Here is a 20,189-nt window from a genome sequence, read left to right on the forward strand (position 1 = left end):
AGCGCCTCGTTTCAGTTTGCACAAAATTAATGCACATGCGAGGCGGTGTCCACCAAAACAACCATATCCCGAAGGAGAGTGAAGATGTCCAAGTTAGTTCCCCCCCATGGAAAAGAGAAGAAGCTGAAACCGTTGCTGTTGGAAGGTGCTGCACTGGCCGCTGAGAAGGAAAAAGCCAAGACCCTGAAGGTGGTCCCCATGACGAGCCGCGAAGCTTCGGACCTCATCATGCTGGGCATCGGCGCTTTTACGCCTCTGGACGGATTCATGGGGTATGCGGACTGGAAGGGAGTTTGCGATAAGTACACCATGGCCGACGGCGTTTTCTGGCCAATCCCGATCACCCTCTCCGCGGACAAGGCCGTCGCCGACAGCATCGGCAAGAATGAGGAAGTTGCCCTCCTCGACGTCGAGAACAACGAGATCCTCGGCACGATGAAGGTCACGGAGAAGTACACCATCGACAAGGAACACGAGTGCAAGTCGGTGTTCTGGACCAACGACGCCGCCGGGCATCCCGGTGTGGCGAAGGTCATGGCGCAGAAGGAAGTCAACCTTGCCGGCCCGGTCAAGGTCATCAGCGAGAGCTTCTACCCCACCCAGTTCAAGAACGTTTATCAGCGGCCCGCGGAAGCGAGGAAGCTTTTTGACGAGAAGGGCTGGAGGCGGGTCGCCGCGCTGCAGCTGCGCAATCCGATGCACCGCAGCCACGAATTCCTGGCCAAGATCGCGGTCGAAGTCATGGATGGTCTCTACATTCACCAGTTGGTGGGAAAGCTCAAGGAAGGCGATATTCCCGCCGACGTTCGTGTGAAGGCCATTGATGTCCTCGTCGAAAACTATTTCGTGAAGGACACCGTCATCCAGGGCGGATATCCCGCCGAGATGCGGTATGCCGGCCCCCGCGAAGCTCTGCTCCACGCCGTTTTCCGCCAGAACTACGGCTGCAGCCACCTCATCGTTGGCCGCGACCACGCCGGTGTGGGCGACTATTACGGTCCCTTCGATGCACAGAAGATTTTCGACGACATTCCCGAAGGGGCACTCCTGCTGCAACCGCTCAAGATCGACTGGACTTTCCACTGCTTCAAATGCGGCGGAATGGCCTCCATGAGAACCTGCCCGCACGGCAAAGCCGACCGCCTGCTTCTTTCCGGCACCATGGTCCGCAAGACCCTCTCCGAAGGCGGAGAACTCCCCAAAGAATTTTCAAGACCCGAAGTTGTCAAAGTATTGCAGGAATACTATGCCGGCCTGGAAGAAAAGGTCGAGATCAAGCTGCATGGCGCTGCCACCGGCGATGTGAAGAAAAAATAGTTTTTTCATCCCATAAACACAATCAGAACCCGCCTGCCCCGATCCAAGGGGCAGGTTTGGGGTGCGGAAGGGAGGTGCGTCGGACAGTCTCGAGACTTTTCAAATTGGGAATAATTCGGCTGGAAGAAATAGCAAAAACACTTTGGAGGTGAGGTTATGCCAAGCTATGTGATTCTGGAAAAGTGCGATGGCTGCAAAGGGCAGGACAAGACTGCATGCATGTACATCTGTCCAAACGACCTGATGGTTTTGGACAAGGAAAAGATGAAAGCCTTCAACCGGGCACCGGAAATGTGCTGGGAATGTTACAACTGCGTGAAGATTTGCCCCCAGCAGGCGATCGATGTGCGTGCCTACGCCGATTTCGTTCCCATGGGAGCTTCAGTGGTTCCCCTCCGCGGCTCCGAAGACATCATGTGGACCGTCAAGTTTCGTAACGGCATGGTGAAACGTTTCAAGTTCCCCATTCGGACCACCCCGGAAGGAAAAGCTGATCCATTGGCAGGTTTCGCTACGGGTACGGACGACATCAAGAGCCCCGTGCTCTGCACCGAGCCGGCTTCCACCTGGGCCAGCGAGCTTCCAACCCTGAAGAAATAACCCCAAGGAGGTGACGATATGCCTAATTTTGAAACCGTAGTAGTCGAAACCGATCTCCTGATCATCGGCGGCGGTATGTCCGCGTGTGGCGCGGCTTTCGAGGCTGCATACTGGGCGAAGAAGCACGGCCTGAAGGTGACCGTGGTTGACAAGGCCGCCATGGACCGTTCCGGCGCGGTGGCGATGGGTCTGTCCGCCATCAACCAGTACATCGGATACGCCAAGGGCGAAAACACCCTGGAAGACTATGTGAAGTACGTTCGCCAGGACCTCATGGGCATCTCCCGTGAAGATCTGGTCTACAACATCGCCCGCCACGTGGATTCCTCGGTCCATCTTTTCGAAAAATGGGGCCTCCCCATCTGGAAAGACGCCGACGGCAAGTACGTGCATGAAGGCCGCTGGCAGATCATGATCAACGGTGAATCCTACAAGGTGCTCGTGGCCGAGGCCGCCAAGAACGCCATGGCCACCCTGGGCGACAAGGGCGAGCTTCTGGAGCGCGTGTTCATCGTCGAACCCCTCATGGACGGTGACAAGTGCGTCGGCGGCGTGGGTTTCAGCGTGCGCGAGAACAAGTTTTACGTCATCAAGGCCAAAGCCACCATCGCCGCGATGGGCGGCGCGGTTCACGTGTTCCGGCCCCGGTCCGTGGGCGAAGGTCTCGGACGCGCCTGGTATCCCCCCTGGAACGCCGGTTCCACCGCGTACTTCACCATCCGCGCCGGCGCCGAAATGACCTGCCAGGAAGTGCGTTTCATCCCGGTTCGTTTCAAAGACGGGTACGGCCCGGTGGGCGCATGGTTCCTGCTGTTCAAATCCCGCGCGGTCAACGCTTTCGGTGAAGAATACATGGTGACCCGCGCCAACGAGCTGCCCAAGTGGGCTCCTTACGGTCTGGCCAAGCCCATCCCCGCCAACCTGCGCAACTGGCTGGGCATGGAAGACGTCATGGCCGGCAAGGGCCCGATCTACATGAAGACGGAAGAGGCCATTGCCAACCTGGCAGCCAAGTACAAAGACGATCCCAAGGCCTTCAAGAAGAAGATGAAGGAACTCGAGAGCGAGGCATGGGAAGACTTCCTCGACATGACCATCAGCCAGGCCCTTCTCTGGGCGGGCAGCAACATACAGCCCGAAGAGAAGCCTTCCGAAATCGCCGCCGCCGAACCTTACTTCATCGGTTCGCACTCCGGCGCTTCCGGTGCCTGGGTTTGCGGTCCCGAGGACGTCATGCCGGCCGAGTACAAGAAGCAGTGGGAGCCCATCGGTGTGTACGCGAACATGACCACCGTCAAGGCCCTCTTCACCTGCGGTGACGGCTCCGGCGCATCCAGCCACAAGTTCTCCTCCGGCTCCCACGCCGAAGGCCGCGTGGCCGCCAAGGGCGCCATTGCCTACATCCTGGACAACAACGTCGCTCCCAAGGTCGACGATGCCAAGGTGGAAGCATTGAAAAAGATCATCCTGGCCCCGATGGACCGGTTTGAAGAGTTCGCGAAGCTTTCCAGCGACCCGGACATCAACCCGAACTTCATCAAGCCCAAGATGTTCATGTTCCGCCTGCAGAAGATCATGGATGAATACTGCGCCGGCGTGTCGTCGCAGTTCACCACCAACAAGTCCCTGCTCACCAGGGGCCTCGAACTGCTCACCATGCTCAAGGAAGACTCCGAGAAGCTGGCGGCGTCCGATCTGCACGAACTGCTGCGCGCCTGGGAGAATACCCACCGCCTGTGGATCGCGGAGAGCCATCTGCGCCATGTCATGTTCCGCGAAGAGAGCCGTTGGCCCGGCTACTACTATCGCGCCGACTTCCCCGACATGGACGAGGCGAACTGGAAGTGTTTCGTCAACTCCGTCTACAATCCCGCAACGGGTGAGTGGACCATGAAGAAGGTCCCGGTTGTGAACATCGTGTAAGCGGGATCCGTGCCAGTCAACCTCCGGGCGCTCCGTGCGCCTGGAGGTTTTTTTTTGGCTTCCGCTCCCTTCTGCCGTCTACGCCCGTTCTCCGCGATCCGGGAGAGAGGATTCCGGTGTTGCTTGCCCGCATTTTTTCTGTTGAAACGAATCGGCTCTGGAGTTAGGCTTCATTGCCTTCGAACGAAGTTAACCTCTGGTTGACCGAATATTCTTGTCAGGCTTTTCGTTTTTTTGCAGCCCAAGACCATCCGAATCTGCGAATCACGGAGGAAATTCAATGGCCGATGTGCTGAACGCGAACCGGAGCATTCTGGTTGCAGGAGGAGGCATGAGCGGCCTCAGCGCCGCCTTGGAAGCCGCTGAAGCCGGTATCCCGGTTTGCCTGGTGGAGCGCGAACCCTACCTCGGGGGGCGTGTCGCAAGAATGAACAAGTATTTTCCGAAGTTGTGCCCACCGAGCTGCGGACTCGAAATCAACTTCCGTCGCATCCGGAACAACCCCCTGATCCGGGTCTTCACCATGGCCGAGGTGGAGAAGATTGCGGGGGAGGCGGGGAATTTCGATGTAACCATCAAGGTCGCCCCCCGCTACGTGAACGAAAAATGCACCGGTTGCGGTTTGTGTTCGGAAGCGGCATCCACCGCCGTTCCGGATGCCTTCAACTACGGTCTTCAGACCGTCAGGGCCGCCTATCTCCCCCATGAATTCGCTTTCCCGATGCGCTATGTTGTGGCCCCGGAGGTCATCGGGACTCCCGAGGCCGAGGCCATCAAGGCCGCCTGCCCATACGGCGCCGTCGAGCTCGACATGCAGCCGGCCACCTTTGACCTCAACGTCGGAGCGATCGTCTGGGCCACCGGCTGGCAGCCGTACGACGCGACCGGGATTCGTTACTGCGGCGTTGGGAAACATCGGAACGTGATCACCAACGTCGTTATGGAGCGGTTGGCATCACCGGGCGGTCCCACGGGAGGAAGGATTACCAGGCCCTCGGACGGCGTCGAGGCCAAAAAGATCGCCTTCGTGCAATGCGCCGGATCACGGGACGAGAACCACCTGCCCTACTGTTCCGGCGTGTGCTGCCTCGCTTCCCTCAAGCAGGCGACCTATCTGCTCGAGCGCCATGAAAATGCAAGTGCCACCATCTTTTACATCGACATACGGGCACTCGGGAAATACGAGTCGTTCTTCACAACGGTACGGAGCGATCCCCGGGTGAACCTGATCAAGGGCAAGCCGGGCGAGATCTCCGAAGACCCGGAGACCGGCATGGTAACGGTGCAGGTCGAGGACCAGGCAACCGGAGGCATCGTGAAGGATCAGTTCGACCTCGTGGTGCTCGCCGTCGGAATGGTGCCCTCCTGCGCCGTCGAGACCCCTCCGGCGCAACTGGCCCTGGACGAGCACGGCTTTGTCCTCGACGAACAGCCGGTGCCGGGAATCGTGGGAGCCGGCTGCGCCAGGAAACCGGTCGATGTCGCGTCCAGCGTGCAGGACGCCACCGCTGCGGCTCTCAAGGCTATTCAAGCGACTTGCAGGAGGTAGCTCGATGGAAAAGAAGATGGGCGTGTACATATGCACGGGGTGCGGCATCGGAGCGGCTCTGGACATCGAGGCTCTGGCCAGGGTGGCAACCGACGAATACAAGATCGCGTCATGCGGGGAGCACCCTCACCTTTGCAGCCCCGAAGGCGTGGCGCTCGCCCGGTCCGGCCTGGAGTCCGAAGGGACGGGTTTCGTTGTGATTGCGGCCTGTTCTCCGCGCGTGATGACCGACGTGTTCGACTTTTCCCCCGGTGCCGTGGTGGAGAGGGTCAACCTCCGGGAACAGGTGGTGTGGTCCCATGCGCCCAACGACGAAAACACGCAGATGATGGCCGAGGACGCCCTGCGCATGGGAATCGTCAAGCTTTCCGAAACCCAGCCTCCCGACCCTTTCATCGGGGAGGAGCTCAGCAAGCGTATCCTGGTTGTGGGCGGTGGCCTGACCGGATTGACCGCGGCCAACGAGACCGCCAAAGCCGGGTACGAAGCCGTGTTGGTGGAAAAGGAAAAAGAGCTCGGAGGGTACCTTCGAAGGGTCCACAAAGTGCCTCCGTCCTCTCCGCCTTACGACACTCCGCATGACTCGCCGCTGGATCAACTGATCCGGGAAGTGACGAGCCGGCCGAAGATAAAGGTCCATACGGGGGCTCAAATTGCCTCGACGTCGGGGGCGCCGTGCATGTTCGACGTCACGGTTCGCGGTGACGGGTCCGAATGGACGGAACGGGTCGGCGGGATCGTTTTGGCGACCGGTTCCGTGTCCTACGATGCGGCAAAGCTTACCCATCTCGGCCGCGGTCGGTTTCCGGACGTCGTCACGGCCGCCGAGCTCGAAGAGATGTTCGTCTCCGGCAACGTCGCGCGTCCCTCCAACGGGGGGCGGGTCGGCAGCGTGGCCTTCATCCTCTGCGCGGGTTCCCGCGACCCGGAACACCTGCCCTACTGTTCGTCGGCGTGTTGCGTGGAATCCCTGAAGCTGGCGAGCTGCTTCAAATCCATGAACCCGCAGATGCCGGTTTATATTTTTTACCAGGACATGCGCGCCAACGGGACGTATGAGTTGCTTTACAAACAGGCCCAGAAGGACGGCACGATTTTCATCCGGGGAGCCGTCCGCGATGTCGAGGACGATGGATCGGGGGGGCTTGTCATCGTTGCAGACGATGAGCTGACGCGCTCCCCGATCATGTCGGAGGGCGTCGACCTGGTGGTGTTGGCTGTGGGCATGGTTCCCACGAGCGCCTTTGGAGACCCCTTCAAGGCCCAGGCCGCCAAGGAAGGCGAGGAAGAATCGGCGGTTCCCGCCGACACCGTGCTGGTGTCGAACCTGCTCAATCTCCAGTACCGCCAGGGTCCGGAGCTCCCGACGCTCAACCACGGTTTCCCCGATTCCCATTTCATCTGTTTCCCGTACGAATCACGCCGTACGGGAATCTATCCGGCCGGGACAGTGCGCGCGCCCATGGACTACGCCGCAGCCGTGCAGGACGCCACGGGCGCCGCCCTCAAAGCGATCCAGTGCGTCGAGATGGTTTCCGGCGGCAAAGCCGTCCATCCCAGGGCCGGGGACACCAGCTACCCGGAGTTCTTCATGCAGCGGTGCACGCAGTGCAAGCGGTGCACGGAAGAATGTCCCTTCGGCGCGATCAACGAGGATGAAAAAGCCAATCCGCTTCCGAACCCCACGCGGTGCCGCCGTTGCGGAGTCTGCATGGGCGCCTGCCCGGAACGGATCATCTCGTTCAGGAACTACTCCGTGACCATGATCGGAAACATGATCAAGAACATCCAGGTTCCCGACGAGTACGAGGAAAAGCCCCGCATCCTTGTCCTCGCGTGCGAAAACGACGCCTGCCCGGCGCTGGACATGACCGGTATCCGGCGCCTCGCTTACAACCCGTGGGTCCGGGTGATCCCGGTCCGATGTCTGGGTTCAACGAACCTCGTCTGGATTGCCGACGCCCTCTCCAAGGGAATCGACGGCATCCTGCTGCTCGGATGCAAACACGGGGACGATTACCAGTGCCATTTCATCAAGGGAAGCGAACTCGCCGATATTCGCATGAGCAAGATCCGGGAAACCCTCAATCGCCTTGTTCTGGAGGCGGATCGAGTCCGCTTCGAACAGATTGCGATATCCGACTACAGGCGTCTTCCGGAAGTCCTCGACGGCTTCGCCGCGCGGATAGAAGAGCTTGGCCCGAACCCCTACAAAGGTTATTGATGATCTGCCGTTTCGCCCGGGGTGCGCACGCTTGCGGCGGCACCCGGGGGTTACGCGCGAGGAGCCGTGCCCCATGGAACCTAAGAACGTATTGCTGGAGATGCGGGATTACCTGACGGAGTTGGGAGCGGAAACGCTGAACTGGTGCATGCAGTGCGGACTGTGCACCAATTTGTGTCCCTGGAGGCTGGTTTCCGGAGAGACGAGCGAACAATTCAACATCCGCCACATGCAGCGGCTCGGGCAGATGGGCATCGAGGGTTTCGAGGACGAGAAGATACTTTTCGCCTGTTCCACTTGCGGCATGTGCCAGACGAATTGCCCGCGCGGCGTCAAGATCGTCGACAACGTTCGGACCATGCGCACGAGCATCGTCGGCGCCGGGATGCCGCCGGCCTATCTGCGACCCGTTCTGGGCAGCGCCTTCGCCAACGGCAATCCTTGGTCGGGGCCCAGGGAGAAGCGCATGGACTGGACGAGCGGGCTCGATGTGCCCGCCTTCGACGCGGGCAAGGAATATTTTCTTTTCGTCTGCTGCCATTCCTGTTATGACCCGCGGGGAACCCGGATCGCCAGGAGCGTTGCCAAGCTGCTCAAGCACGCGGGGGTGAGTTTCGGAGTGATCGGAACGGAAGAAAGCTGCTGCGGGGAAAGCATGCGCAAAATCGGTGACGAGGAACTCTTCGCGAAACTCGCTCAGAACAACATCGAGCTGTTCAACAGCCGTGGAGTCCGAAAAATCGTCACAACATCACCCCATTGCCTGTGGACCTTCAAGAATGAATACCCCGAACTGGGCGGGGAGTGGGAAGTCGTGCACTATACGGAGCTTCTTCAGCAGTTGTATGCCGACGGGAAGCTTTCCTTGACCGCCGGCATGGGAAAGAAGGTCGCTTTCCACGATCCGTGCTACCTTGGCCGTCACAGCGGGATTTACGACGCGCCTCGGCAGCTTGCGGCCGCCATTCCGGGAGTGGAGATGACGGAGCTGGAACGTTGCCGGGATTCCAGCCTGTGCTGCGCCGGAGGCGGCGGCCGGATATGGGCCGAAGTCCCGGTGGGCGAGCGATTCGGGGAGTTGCGGATCAAGGACGCCGTCCGGGCCGGCGCCGAAGTTCTGACAACGTCGTGCCCCTATTGCGTCAACATGATGACCGATGCCTGCAACAGCCTGGGAAATCAGGACGTGCTGCAGATCATCGAGCTGTCCGAGCTGCTGGTCAAGGCCGTTCCCTGCGACGACTGAACCGGCGCCAACCGGCGGGGTTCCCTCCGCCGGGCATCACGACGAACAAGGAGAATGGAATCGATGCCAGTGACATTCGAAACGCTCAAAACCAATCAGCAGGACTACCTTCTCGCTTACCGGGAAGCAGGCGAACTGGTCATGGAACCTTACTGCCATTGCGGTAACGCGCTGGAAGAGGACTATCACTGCAACCGGTGCGCCCGCTCATGCGACTGCACCTTCATCGCCTGCAGGGGGCCCGACGCCCTGGCGGTGGTCGAGAAGCTGATTCACAGCAATCCCAATTTCAGAAACTACCAGGCCGCGCTGCTTGACGCCTGATTGCCGAGGTCGCACATGGTTCAGACTGACCCGACACCGGATCAACCGGTGCTCAAGGACGACAGTCCTTTTCGTTTCGTCTGCAGGGACACGCTCCCGTGCTTCACTCAATGCTGCCGCGATGTGAACATCTACCTTACCCCCTACGACATCCTGCGGCTTCGTCGCGCTCTGCGGATCGGATCGACGGAATTTCTGGAAAAACATACACGGCACTTTCTCGCTCGCACCGTGAACATTCCCGTGGTCCAACTCCGTATGGATGAGGACACCCTGAGGTGCATGTTCGTCTCCGACGCCGGCTGCACCGTATACGAGAACCGGCCGTGGGCCTGCCGCATGTTTCCTCTCGATCTGGGTTCCCGTGAGGGCGAATACCAGCTCATTGCCGGGAAGGACCGGTGCCTGGGCCTGTTGGAATCGTCTTCTTCGAGCGTGGGCGAATGGCTCGAAGGCCAGGGCGTCGCGCCGTATGTCGAAATGGAACGGCTGTTTCAAACGGTCGTTCCTTCGAGCTTCAAGAGGGGCGCCCCCATGGACGCCGGCCTCGGGAAGATCATGTTTCTTGCCTACGATCTGGACCGCTTCGTCGAAATCATCAGGGACGAGCGATTCAAGACGTTCTATGCCGTGGACGAAGACACGCTTCGCCGCGCCCTCTCGGATGATGAGGAGCTGTTGAGACTCGCGTTCCGCTATATCCGCAGCCAGTTGGAAGAACTCTACCCGGTGACCTGATGCGAGCACGCGGGACCGGGAATGACGAGGGCGGAGCCGGCCGCATCCCGCCGGCCGGGGTTCGGAATCACCACCCGAAGGAGAATCATGTCAGCCGTTGAAACGACCGCGCCCGAACCCATCCGGGGATTGCTCGAACCCCTGAGGGACGGGAAGTTCAAATTCGCATGCCACCCCGGCGTCCCGTGTTTCACGGAGTGCTGCCGAGACCTGAAACTTCTGCTGACCCCTTACGATATCGTGCAGCTGAAGAATCACCTGGGCATGGATGCCCGCAGCTTCCTGGACCGCTACACCGAAACCGTCTTCGACGAACAACGCCGGCTCCCGATGATCCACCTGAAGATGCAGGAGAACGAACGCAAGAGCTGCCCGTTCGTCTCGCCTGCCGGCTGCACGGTCTACTCCGGACGTCCCTCGGCATGCCGCATATACCCCCTTGCCAGGGCCTCACGGGTGCACCGCGCTCACGGTACCGTGATCGAAGACTACTTCCTCTTGCATGAAAGCCACTGTGCGGGTTTTGAGGAGGATCGGGTCTGGAATGTTCGGGAATGGCTTGGAGACCAGGGATTGATCGCCTGCAACGCAATGAACAACCAATGGATGGAAATCGTCACGCATCCGCGGCTGCTCCGGGGAAATCCCCTGTCGGCGAAGCAGCAGCAGATGTTCTTCCTGGCCGGTTACAACATGGACCAGTTCCGAGAATTTGTGCTGAAGAGCCGTTTTCTGAGCATTTTCGAATTGACGTCGGAGGAGATCGAAGGGCTGACCGAGAGCGACGAACGTCTGCTCTGCGTTGCATTCAGATGGCTCAAATTCGCCCTCCTGAACGAACCGGAACTGAAGATGCGGGATGCATCGGCCGCCCCTTGATCGGGGGTCGGACCCGGTTGATCGCAAACGGAGGGAGGGATCGCCCGAAGGACGATCCCTCCTTTTTTCAGTGCCGTCACCGGACGCATCGACATTCGGGAGCCGCGCGGCGCTGCGTTCGCGGGAGCGGCCGGGCCCAAAACCAACAAGCCCCTGGCGTCTGCCGCGAACTTTCTCACCCCACCGAACAGGGCCGGCGCCCTGCCCGTCTGCATCTCGGTATCAGTCGGCGATGATTTCAGATTTTCCCGCATCCGGGGACCAGACCGGGAGAGGCCCCGTGGCCCCGGTTTCCGGATCGAAACGGTGCCGGTACGAGCAGGAGACCTCCGTGGTGTCCTTCATGTGCTGCCAGCCCCGGATGTAGTAGGAACACTCGTCATTGAAGCAAACATAGAAATACTCCGCGCTCCAGGTGGACATCGGAGGCGTTCTCCACTTGCTCATTTTGCAGCCGCAGTGAGGGCATATCGTCTTGTCTTCAGCCATTCAATATCTCCTTGCAGTTCGTTGATAGAGCGTGATCGTCCCGGATTCCGGCACGCCACCCGGCGTCCATGCCGCGGCGACGCCCCCCCGGGAAAGCTCCCCCCCCCCTTGCGCAAAGGGGCGGCCTTCCTGAGCGGCCTGGAGGCGGCACGTGCCCCGTCCCCCCATCGTCCCCGGGACCGGGCGCAACCACTTATAGGCAAACGTAACCAGTCGGCTCCGAGAAGGCAAGAGAGCTCACCGAAGAGAACCGGCGCAGTCGCGGGCTTTTGCCCACGCCGCTTTGCGGCCGCTGCAACGGAAGTGTGCCGGGAAATGACGTCGCCTCTGAGAATCATTGAAGAAAGCGGGCACGGCATGCCTGCCCGACCCCGACGAGTGCGAAGGCGGGTTCACATTCAGGCGCTGTCCCGAGCCCCAACACGGAAAGCTCGGGAATCGGGATTTTATCTCACACGGGTTCCTGGACGGAATAGGCTTCCATGGGAACGGGATAATCCTCGGGCCGGAAATGCCGGTTCCTGAGAAATATCTCAGCGAACTGCTTCATCGTGTCTTTCATGATCCGCTCGTAATCGGGAACGTTCCGGTCGAATACCTCGCCGATCTTTTCGTACGTGAGCTTGCTCAGGTCTTCGGTCGCGGTGAGGTATTCCTTGCGCAGATCTTCGGGGAGAGCGGCGATCATGTTCTGTCCGAGCATGCACTCGAACAGGCGATACATGTCGTTGAGCAGTTTTTTCAACGCCTCGCCTTCCACTTTCTCGCTCTTCCTTTCCACCAGCACTTTGCAGAAATTCAGGATGTAAGGATTTCGAATCGGCTGCGACGGACCTGCCTGCCGGGGTTCGGTCACCTCTGGCTCTTTTTGAGACATAGTTCAGTCCTGTGTTGAAGATTCTTGGTTGAAAAGGCCGGATGCTCGATTTCAGGGCGGCCGGTTCGCCGTTGGCGTCCGTCGCGACCCGGTTGGGTTATAGCATCATGCGGACGGCGTGGACAAGGTTTTACACCCTGCGGGAAAAAGATTGGCGCTCGCGTATGTGCTGCTTGTCCGAACCGGATGCTTTCCCGGGACCAGCGAAAGCCCGTGAGCCATCGCCAGTACTGCGGGTGCTTCCTGAGCCTGCGTTTTCCGCGCACGATCTTCGGCTCGCGATGGAAATCCTTCAACATCTGCCGGTTGTAGTTGAGAAACATCCTGCCGCGGCCGAAATGCCCCGATCCCGCGGCGACAATCGAAGGCGGATCGGGCTGCAGCCAGAACGGGCCGATCTTTTTCACCGGCAATTGTGTGAATTCGGGGCAACCTGTGCTAATAGAATACTCTTGCCGAGGCCCCGGTGATGTCGCACGACGTGAAATCTTTTTGGCCCATGGCGGGGGCGCGGAAGTGCGACAACCGTCGCCGAGCCGGAATGCCTGGCTGCGCGGGAGTGGGGCATGAGCGGCTCAAACGGGACGGGCACAGGGTAATCGTTTCCATGATGAGGCCGGCAAATCGGCGGCGGATGCCTATCCCGCTTCGTCGCGGGATTGCCCGCTCATGGGCTGTCTCCAGCGGCTTGACGGGTTGCGGGTTTTGCGCTCCCAGGATTTGTACGAGCTTCGAGGAGGAAATCCCATATGCGCGAATTGGTGGCCGCGTGCCTTCAGCTCCGGGTCGTGCCGGGGAATGTGGACGCCAACCTGGCCAATGCCCGGGAGGGCATTGAAGAGCTCGCCTCGGGGGAATGCCGCCTGGTCGTTTTGCCGGAGATGTGGGCATGCGGGTTTCCCTACTCCAGGTTGCAGGAGGTCGCGTCGAGAACCCCTGAAGTCGTTGAAGAAATGAGGGGGTGGGCGCGCCGCCATGGAATGGTGCTTGTGGGGAGCCTCCCGGAAAGCGTCGACGGCAGGATCTACAACACCAGTTACGTCATCGACGCGAACGGAGAGATTGCCGGGAGTTACCGAAAAGTCCACCTCTTTTCCCTGCATCACGAAGACCTCCACTTCGGCCGCGGCGAAACCTCTCTGGTGTGCTCGACCGAGGCGGGGGAACTGGGCGTCATGATCTGTTATGACCTGCGATTCCCGGAACTGGGGCGAAAACTCGCGCTGGACGGCGCGCGGATCATGTGCGTATCGTCGCACTGGCCCGACATCAGAATCGATCACTGGTCCCTGCTGCTGCGAGCCAGGGCGGTGGAGAATCAACTGTTCGTCATCGGCTGCAACGGCTGCGGCACCGAGAAGAAAATGCGATACGGCGGGGCCTCCGCCATCATATCCCCCATGGGAAAGGTGTTGATCGAAGCCGGCACCGGCCCGGAATCGATTGCCGCGGCATTGGACATGGAGGAGGTCGACAGGTTTCGAAAGCTCATCACCTGTTTCCCGGACCGTGTGCCGGCCGTGTACGAATAGGGACGGCGAGCCGGCGCCGAATCGATTATTTTCCGGTGGCACTTCGAATATTTGCGGGTTATGCTTAATCCCCCGGACACGCCGGCTTGCCCGAATCGATCGGCCGCCGGCGAAACGCTCGGGGAAGGCGGGGTTCGGGGCTTCAGCCCGGCTGGGAAGGAAAGCGACAGAGGACGGGAGAACGATGGCATCGGTGCAGAAGAGCTACCAGGAGATCAACGAGAAGATTCGCCAGGGAAAGGCCGTCGTCGTTACGGCCGAGGAAATGGTGGGCATCGTCAGGAAAAAGGGCGCGGTTCGCGCGGCCAGGCAGGTGGACGTCGTGACCACCGGGACTTTCGCGCCCATGTGCTCCTCGGGGGCTTTCATCAACTTCGGCCACACGCAGCCTCCCATCAAGGCGAGCAAGGTCTGGCTCAACGACGTGCCCGCTTACGGGGGGCTCGCGGCCGTCGACGTCTATCTTGGCGCCACGGAACCCACCTTCGACGATCCCCTGAACAAGGTTCGCCCCGGGGCCTTCGAGTACGGGGGCGGCCATGTCATTCACGACCTGGTGGCCGGGAAGTCCGTCCGGCTCCGCGCCGAAGCCTACGGAACGGATTGCTATCCCAATCGCCAGGTGGATATGACGGTCACTCTTGCCGATCTCAAGTACGCCTTGCTTTGCAATCCCCGCAACGCGTACCAGAACTACAACTGCGCCGTGAACCTCTCGGAAAGGACCATATTCACCTACATGGGAACCCTCAAACCCCGGATGGGCAACGCGAATTATTCCACATCCGGGCAATTGAGCCCGCTTCTCAACGACCCTTACTACAGGACTCTCGGGCTGGGCACCCGCATCTTTCTCGGAGGCGCCCAGGGGTACATCGTGTGGCCCGGCTCCCAGCACAACCCGGATGTACCGCGCGGCCCCAACGGCGTCCCGCGCTCCCCGGCCGGAACCCTGATGGTCCTGGGAGACCTCAAGCAAATGTTGCCGCGCTGGCTCCTGGGCGTCAGCCTCCAGGGGTACGGGTGTTCGCTTTCCGTCGGGCTGGGCATACCAATACCCATTCTCGACGAAGAAATGGCGTTCTACGCCGGCGTGTCCGACGATGACATCGTGACGCAGGTGAAGGACTACAGCTTCACGCGTTCGGACCCCCTCGGAGAGGTCAACTACGCTCAGCTCAAAAGCGGGACGATCAGGATCGAAGGCCACGACGTGCCGACGGTGCCGCTGTCGAGCTATGTCCGGGCCAAGGAGATCGCGACGATCCTCAAGGAATGGATCCGTGAGGGAAGCTTTCTTCTGGGAGAGCCGCAGCACTTTCTCCCGACCGTGCCGCGACCCGGGAGCGTGATGCGGCCGGAGGAGGCGGGACGACCGGCAGACTCGTCGGCGTGATGATGCCATGATCGACCTCGTCTCCGCCCTGCCCGCGCTTGAAGCCAAGATCCGGCGTTTGAGCGCCCTGCTGGCCCCTTGCGACCGGATCGGCATCGCCTTTTCGGGAGGGGTGGACAGCAGCCTGCTTGCGTGGTTCGCTCATGCGTGGCTGAAGAAGAAGGTATTCGTCTTTTTCGCGGAATCGGGCTTCGCGAGCGGCAGCGATCGTCGAAACGCGGCCCGGGTGGCCGAAGAGATCGGCCTTCCGCTGGAGATCGTCCCCGTGGACGTTTTTTCCATCGAAGCCCTGCGCGACAACCATCCCCGACGCTGCTACTTCTGCAAGAAAGAAATGCTGAGCAGAATCCGGATGAAGGCCGCCGAATCGGGTTGCGACATTCTGTTCGACGGCTCTCATGCCGGAGACGCCCTGGGCTACCGGCCCGGGAAACAGGCGTTGGAGGAGTCGGGGGTCGTGAGCCCCCTGGCCGAGGCCGGGCTGGATAAGGACGACATCCGGCGGATCAGCCGGATCGCCCGGCTTTCCACCTGGGACAGGCCGACCCAGTCCTGCCTCGCCACTCGAATCCCCTATGGGGTCCGGCTGACGGCCGAGCTGCTCTCGGCGGTCGACCGGGGCGAGGACTTCCTCCGGACCCTGGGCTGCGCGCAGGTGAGAGTCCGCGTTCACGGCGAGCTTGCCCGCATCGAAGTCGATCCCCCCTCGCTGCACGTCATCATGCGCGATGGAAACCGAACCGAAGTCATCCGGGTTATCAAAGCCCTGGGATTCAAATTCGTCACCGTCGATCTCGCCGGTTTCCGCAGTGGAAGCTGGGACGAGGATCTTCACTGAATAGAGCTCCCATGACATCACGGAAAGCAAAAGGAATCGGGCTCATCTCGGGCGGCCTGGACAGCATGCTGGCTGCACGGGTCCTCAAGGACCAGGAACTCGAGCTCATCGGCATCATTTTCAAGACACCCTTCTTCGGCCCCGGGCAGGGAATGGACGTGGGACGAACGGTGGGAATCCCGGTGCGCGTCATCGATTTCACCGACCGGCATCTCCAAATGCTGAAAAATCCCGTATACGGCTACGGCAGCCAGATGAATCCATGCATCGACTGCCATGCCCTGATGCTTCGCGAGGCCGGCCGCGTCATGGAACGGGAGGGGGCGGATTTCCTGTTCACCGGGGAGGTGCTGGGGCAGCGTCCCATGAGCCAGCGGCGCGACTCCCTGCGCAGCGTGGAGAAGCTCTGCGGCTATCCCGGCCGAGTCCTGCGCCCTCTGAGCGCCAAACTGCTGCCGCCCACGGTGGTCGAAATCGAGGGGCTGGTGGACCGCGAACGGCTGCTCGACATTCACGGCCGGTCGCGAAAGCGCCAGGAGGCCCTTGCCCGGCATTACGGCATCACGGATTATCCCCAGCCGGGCGGCGGCTGCATGCTCACCAAGGAAGGTTTCGCCCGGAGGCTCAAGGAGCTGTTCGCCCGTTACCCGGAAGCGGGACCACGTGAGGTGGAGCTGTTGAAATGGGGCAGGCATTTCGCACTGCCCGGGGGAAGCATCTGCATCATAGGCCGCAATGAAGCGGACAATTCGCGGCTGGCACAGTTCGCAGGCCCGGAAGACATCGTCCTGCGGGTCGCCGACTACCCGAGCCCGACCGGTGTGGTCATCGCGTCGCCTTCCGCGGACCGGGACCTGCAACTCGCCGCGGCCATCGTGACCGCCTACAGCGACTGCCCGCGCGACGTCCCCGTGAAGGTGTCCTGGAGGCGGGGGGAAACTTCGGGCACCCTGAGCGGGCCGCCCTCCGACCGGCTTGAATACAGGAGTCTCCTCATCTGAGGCGCGAACTCGCCCGCGTTCTTACCTGAGCGGGATGGTTCCGTCGGGACACCCGGACGGATCACCCGAGCTCGGGGTGCGCCGCGGCGTGATCGCAATGGGGACGCAGCGGGCATACGCCGGTTTTGGGCTTTCTCGCCTGGCAGATTTCCCGCCCGAGCCCGATCAACTGGTGGCAGAACTTGATCCACTTCTCGCGGGGGATGATTTCCATCAGGTCCCGTTCGATCTTTTCCGGATCCTTTTCGGAAGTCAGGCCGAGGCGTTCGCTCACACGCCCCACGTGCGTGTCCACAACGATTCCCGGAATCCCGAAGGCGTTCCCCAGGATTACGTTGGCGGTCTTGCGCCCGATGCCGGGAAGCTTCACGAGGATGTCGAGATTCGGCGGGATCTCGCCGCCATGTTCCTCGGCGAGGACCCGACAGGCCTCCTTGATGTTCCTGGCCTTGTTTCGGTAGAACCCCGTGGATTTGACGTCGGTTTCGAGCTGCTCCAGGGGCGCGTCGGCGTAGGCCTTGGCGGTGGGATACCGTTGAAACAGCGCGGGGGTGACGAGATTCACCCGCTCATCGGTGCACTGGGCGGACAGCACGGTCGCGACGAGCAACTCGAGGGGATTTCTGAAGTCGAGCGAACACGCGGCATCCGGGTAGGTGCGGTCCAGGATTTCGACGATCGCCCGGACTTTTTCAGCGGGCGGGCGCTTTCGTTTTGACGGGGTCTTTGGCTGGTTCCTTGGCATGGGTGCTCGCTGTCCTGTTTGCGGTCCGTGGAAGTCTGTCCCCGAATGCTGCAAAATGAGGCATGGAGGCTTATATGTCAAAGTTCTATTTGGATTTCAAGAAAAAACGATTTATATAATAAGCCTGTTCCCAAACCGGAGCTCGGGGCCGATTGCGTCGGGGACCGGCCATTGCACGGTTGGCGGCGACGGAGCTGCCGGTTGCGGGGTTTCCATATGGCGTGACGAAGACTGAGAGACCGATGATGAAGATCAATGAAATGATGATGAAAGACCTTTTGCGCTCGGCATCCTTCAAGCACAGACCGGAAAAACGCCTGGTGCAGACTCACATCATCGTTTGTCCTTTTTGCGAGAACGGCCACCCCGTGCCCACGGATTTCGATTCCATTCACCGGTGCAACTGTGGGGCATGCTACAAGGTGTGCGGCAACCATTCACTGGAAAACAGCGTCGGGGATATCGCCGACGAGCTGTGGAGCGCGGAGGAGCTCGATTTCGTGCGGTCCATACCGGTGGATTTCTGCAACATCGTCATTGAAAAGGACTTCGACCGGCTGCTGGACTTGAAGCACACCTCCGATTTCAACGGGATCGAGCGGTTCTGCAAGTATGACGTCAACCTTCATCTCAGCCTCGTCTGGGTGAAGCGGCTCTTTTGACATGGTATGGCCGGTGCGCGCGGATCCGCGCCCGGTTGATGTGCGGTGGTCCGGCCCGGCGATCGGAGCCGTGCGTCACGGTCGGCTCATGATGCCGTCGGCGGTCCGGCCGGATCGGGGGAGAATCGACTCTCGGGCACGCTCGAAAGTGCGGGAGAACGATTTTTCTTGTGCCGTTTGTCGGGGATTGATCCGGCGATCGACTCGCGAACCCGGCATGGCATGATCCATCAGAAGGGTGCCGAAAGGTGCCCTTTTGTTTTCTCTTTTTCCCCGAAACGCGGAAGGCAGGTGCATCATGGTGGAGAATGGGTCCCGTGTCGTCATGGAAGCCCGCGATATCCGGAGCGCTCTGGAAAGACTCGCCCGGGAGATCGTCGAACAACCCGTGGACCCGAACGGCCTGGCGCTGGTCGGCATCCACACGGGCGGCGTGTTCCTGGCCAAGCGGCTGGAAACGCTCATCTCGAAGAAACTCAAGCACTCCATACCGGTGGGGACGCTCGACATCACGCTCTACCGCGACGATTGGACCCGCCTTCACACCCAGCCCGTGGTTCGGGCGACGAATCTTCCCTTTCCCATGGACGACCGGGACGTCGTGCTCGTCGACGACGTCCTGTACACGGGACGCACCATTCGAGCCGCCCTCGACGCCCTCATCGATTACGGCCGCCCAAAGCGCGTGCAGGTCGCGGCGCTGGTGGACCGCGGGCACCGGGAGCTGCCCATCTGCGGGCAATTCATCGGCATTGAGCTCAAGACCCGGTCGGACGAACAGGTCAACGTGCTCCTGAAGGAAAAGGACGGCGTCGACCGCGTGGTGATCGAGCAGGCGGCGCAGGCCCGCAAAGCCTAAAAGCTGACGGGCCGATTGGTGACGACCTGCCCTCTGGACGGGCGGCGGTTTGGCGGGTTGCCCGCGAGGCGTCTTGCGGACTGGTGGGTTGACGGGTCGTTTGGCGGGCTGCCGGGAGCGTGTCGGGGAATCGGCAGGGAAACGATGGCTGAAGACCCTTAGCGCAGCCTGGCCTTCAGCCGAAGAAGGTCATCTTTCAAGCGATCCGCAGCCGGAAAACCCGTATCGCGAGGTCTCCCCCCTGCCCTTGCAAGCGACGAGATCCCTTACAGTATGCGGGGGTGTCCCCCATGGACCGGACAGATTCCAGAAATCCGGAGAGTCCGCCCGGAGGGTCCGGGTTTTCTCCCGCCTCCGATCCCGGACCCGTCGTTGCGACGGTTGCACATCCATGGGCCGCCGGGTATCGCCCGCGCCGCGGCGGTGCGGCTCGTCGGGCGCCACGGAGCCGCTCGCGGCTTGAGATTTTGATTGCCAACAATCGGCGACTCGTGTTAAAGACCTACACACTGTGAGCGGGAGTAGCTCAGCTGGCTAGAGCATCAGCCTTCCAAGCTGAGGGTCGCGGGTTCGAAGCCCGTCTCCCGCTCCAGGTTTTTTTATGGCTAGATGCTTGATGGAAGCCTATTTTCAAACCTGCCCGCACGATATACAAGCCCCTTCCCCAACAGTATCCCCAACATTCTCACTGGAAAACGGGCATGAAATCATGGTCTCCGAACCCCTACTTGTGCATCACACCCCGGCCGGCACATGCGCCGGCATATCCGGAAAGGCAGGCTTTTTTAGGTGTAAACCAACCATTTCATGCGCTGCAGTGAAGATCACTCGAGATATTCCCCCAACACTGCTGTCAGGAACTCCCGGAAATCGAAAAGAGTGCCAGAGTAATCGCCTTCCCCCATCATCTCCGGATTCTCACGAGAAAAACTTCAATAAGAGAATAACCGAGTTGAGAGTGTAAATTTCACCCCTTTGCTTCATACCGAA

General features: G+C 60.6%; 18 protein-coding genes and 1 tRNA gene. 16 read left to right on the plus strand and 3 right to left on the minus strand.

The annotated features are described in order from the left end of the window. The first annotated feature begins 84 nt into the window (after positions 1–84). The 9 genes from sat to SFUM_RS05490 all read left to right on the plus strand — a co-directional run bounded on the left by sat (position 85) and on the right by SFUM_RS05490 (position 10,800). Positions 85–1,317 carry a sulfate adenylyltransferase gene (gene sat / locus SFUM_RS05450; protein ID WP_011697911.1) on the plus strand — a complete coding sequence of 411 codons (1,233 nt, stop codon included), beginning with the start codon at positions 85–87 and terminating at the stop codon, positions 1,315–1,317. Positions 1,318–1,473: 156 nt separating this feature from the next. Continuing rightward, the gene (gene aprB / locus SFUM_RS05455; RefSeq protein ID WP_011697912.1) at positions 1,474–1,917 is read left to right on the plus strand and encodes an adenylyl-sulfate reductase subunit beta; all 444 of its coding nucleotides are present in this window, start codon (positions 1,474–1,476) and stop codon (positions 1,915–1,917) included. Positions 1,918–1,935: 18 nt separating this feature from the next. Beyond that, positions 1,936–3,840, plus strand: a complete 1,905-nt coding sequence (aprA, locus tag SFUM_RS05460) for an adenylyl-sulfate reductase subunit alpha (RefSeq protein WP_011697913.1) — start codon at positions 1,936–1,938, stop codon at positions 3,838–3,840. Positions 3,841–4,120: 280 nt separating this feature from the next. After that, the gene (locus SFUM_RS05465; RefSeq protein ID WP_011697914.1) at positions 4,121–5,389 is read left to right on the plus strand and encodes a CoB--CoM heterodisulfide reductase iron-sulfur subunit A family protein; all 1,269 of its coding nucleotides are present in this window, start codon (positions 4,121–4,123) and stop codon (positions 5,387–5,389) included. A gap of 4 nt (positions 5,390–5,393) precedes the next feature. Then, a complete protein-coding gene (locus tag SFUM_RS05470) occupies positions 5,394–7,613 on the plus strand; it encodes a hydrogenase iron-sulfur subunit (RefSeq protein ID WP_011697915.1) in 2,220 nt (739 codons plus the stop codon). Positions 7,614–7,686: 73 nt separating this feature from the next. Further along, on the plus strand, positions 7,687–8,859 hold the full coding sequence (locus SFUM_RS05475) for a (Fe-S)-binding protein (protein ID WP_011697916.1): 1,173 nt from the start codon (positions 7,687–7,689) through the stop codon (positions 8,857–8,859). Between the two features lie 63 nt (positions 8,860–8,922). Next, positions 8,923–9,183 (plus strand): hypothetical protein, encoded by a 261-nt coding sequence (locus tag SFUM_RS05480; RefSeq protein WP_011697917.1) that lies wholly within the window; start codon positions 8,923–8,925, stop codon positions 9,181–9,183. A gap of 15 nt (positions 9,184–9,198) precedes the next feature. Then, the gene (locus SFUM_RS05485; RefSeq protein WP_011697918.1) at positions 9,199–9,921 is read left to right on the plus strand and encodes a YkgJ family cysteine cluster protein; all 723 of its coding nucleotides are present in this window, start codon (positions 9,199–9,201) and stop codon (positions 9,919–9,921) included. Between the two features lie 87 nt (positions 9,922–10,008). Beyond that, positions 10,009–10,800: a YkgJ family cysteine cluster protein gene (locus SFUM_RS05490; protein WP_011697919.1), complete on the plus strand. Its 792-nt coding sequence runs from the start codon at positions 10,009–10,011 to the stop codon at positions 10,798–10,800. Positions 10,801–11,022: 222 nt separating this feature from the next. Here SFUM_RS05490 and SFUM_RS05495 read toward each other — a convergent pair whose 3' ends face one another. Both SFUM_RS05495 and SFUM_RS05500 read right to left on the minus strand, forming a co-directional pair. Then, positions 11,023–11,289: an Ogr/Delta-like zinc finger protein gene (locus tag SFUM_RS05495; protein ID WP_011697920.1), complete on the minus strand. Its 267-nt coding sequence runs from the start codon at positions 11,287–11,289 to the stop codon at positions 11,023–11,025. A 451-nt stretch (positions 11,290–11,740) separates the two neighbouring features. Then, positions 11,741–12,166 carry a DUF5663 domain-containing protein gene (locus tag SFUM_RS05500; protein WP_011697921.1) on the minus strand — a complete coding sequence of 142 codons (426 nt, stop codon included), beginning with the start codon at positions 12,164–12,166 and terminating at the stop codon, positions 11,741–11,743. A 749-nt stretch (positions 12,167–12,915) separates the two neighbouring features. Between SFUM_RS05500 and SFUM_RS05505 the strand changes: the two genes are divergently transcribed. From SFUM_RS05505 to SFUM_RS05520, 4 genes are all read left to right on the plus strand, one after another. After that, positions 12,916–13,698 (plus strand): carbon-nitrogen family hydrolase, encoded by a 783-nt coding sequence (locus SFUM_RS05505; protein ID WP_011697923.1) that lies wholly within the window; start codon positions 12,916–12,918, stop codon positions 13,696–13,698. Between the two features lie 184 nt (positions 13,699–13,882). Further along, positions 13,883–15,094, plus strand: a complete 1,212-nt coding sequence (locus tag SFUM_RS05510) for a homocysteine biosynthesis protein (RefSeq protein WP_011697924.1) — start codon at positions 13,883–13,885, stop codon at positions 15,092–15,094. Between the two features lie 7 nt (positions 15,095–15,101). Then, complete coding sequence (gene larE / locus SFUM_RS05515; protein WP_011697925.1) at positions 15,102–15,932, plus strand: ATP-dependent sacrificial sulfur transferase LarE; 831 nt, start codon at positions 15,102–15,104, stop codon at positions 15,930–15,932. An 11-nt stretch (positions 15,933–15,943) separates the two neighbouring features. Beyond that, entirely contained in the window at positions 15,944–16,933 is a 990-nt protein-coding gene (locus SFUM_RS05520; RefSeq protein ID WP_011697926.1) for a DUF814 domain-containing protein, read from the plus strand. Positions 16,934–16,994: 61 nt separating this feature from the next. Here the strand turns inward: SFUM_RS05520 and nth are convergent, their stop codons facing one another. Continuing rightward, entirely contained in the window at positions 16,995–17,678 is a 684-nt protein-coding gene (nth, locus tag SFUM_RS05525; RefSeq protein ID WP_011697927.1) for an endonuclease III, read from the minus strand. A 242-nt stretch (positions 17,679–17,920) separates the two neighbouring features. Between nth and SFUM_RS05530 the strand changes: the two genes are divergently transcribed. The 3 genes from SFUM_RS05530 (at position 17,921) to SFUM_RS05545 (ending at position 19,791) form a co-directional block, all read left to right on the plus strand. Further along, positions 17,921–18,340 (plus strand): hypothetical protein, encoded by a 420-nt coding sequence (locus SFUM_RS05530; protein ID WP_041439947.1) that lies wholly within the window; start codon positions 17,921–17,923, stop codon positions 18,338–18,340. A gap of 298 nt (positions 18,341–18,638) precedes the next feature. Then, positions 18,639–19,199, plus strand: a complete 561-nt coding sequence (gene pyrR / locus SFUM_RS05540) for a bifunctional pyr operon transcriptional regulator/uracil phosphoribosyltransferase PyrR (protein WP_011697929.1) — start codon at positions 18,639–18,641, stop codon at positions 19,197–19,199. Positions 19,200–19,714: 515 nt separating this feature from the next. Further along, positions 19,715–19,791, plus strand: a tRNA-Gly gene (locus tag SFUM_RS05545). Positions 19,792–20,189: the final 398 nt, after the last annotated feature.

The sequence above is a fragment of the Syntrophobacter fumaroxidans MPOB genome, from assembly GCF_000014965.1.
Taxonomy (GTDB): Bacteria; Desulfobacterota; Syntrophobacteria; order Syntrophobacterales; family Syntrophobacteraceae; genus Syntrophobacter; species Syntrophobacter fumaroxidans.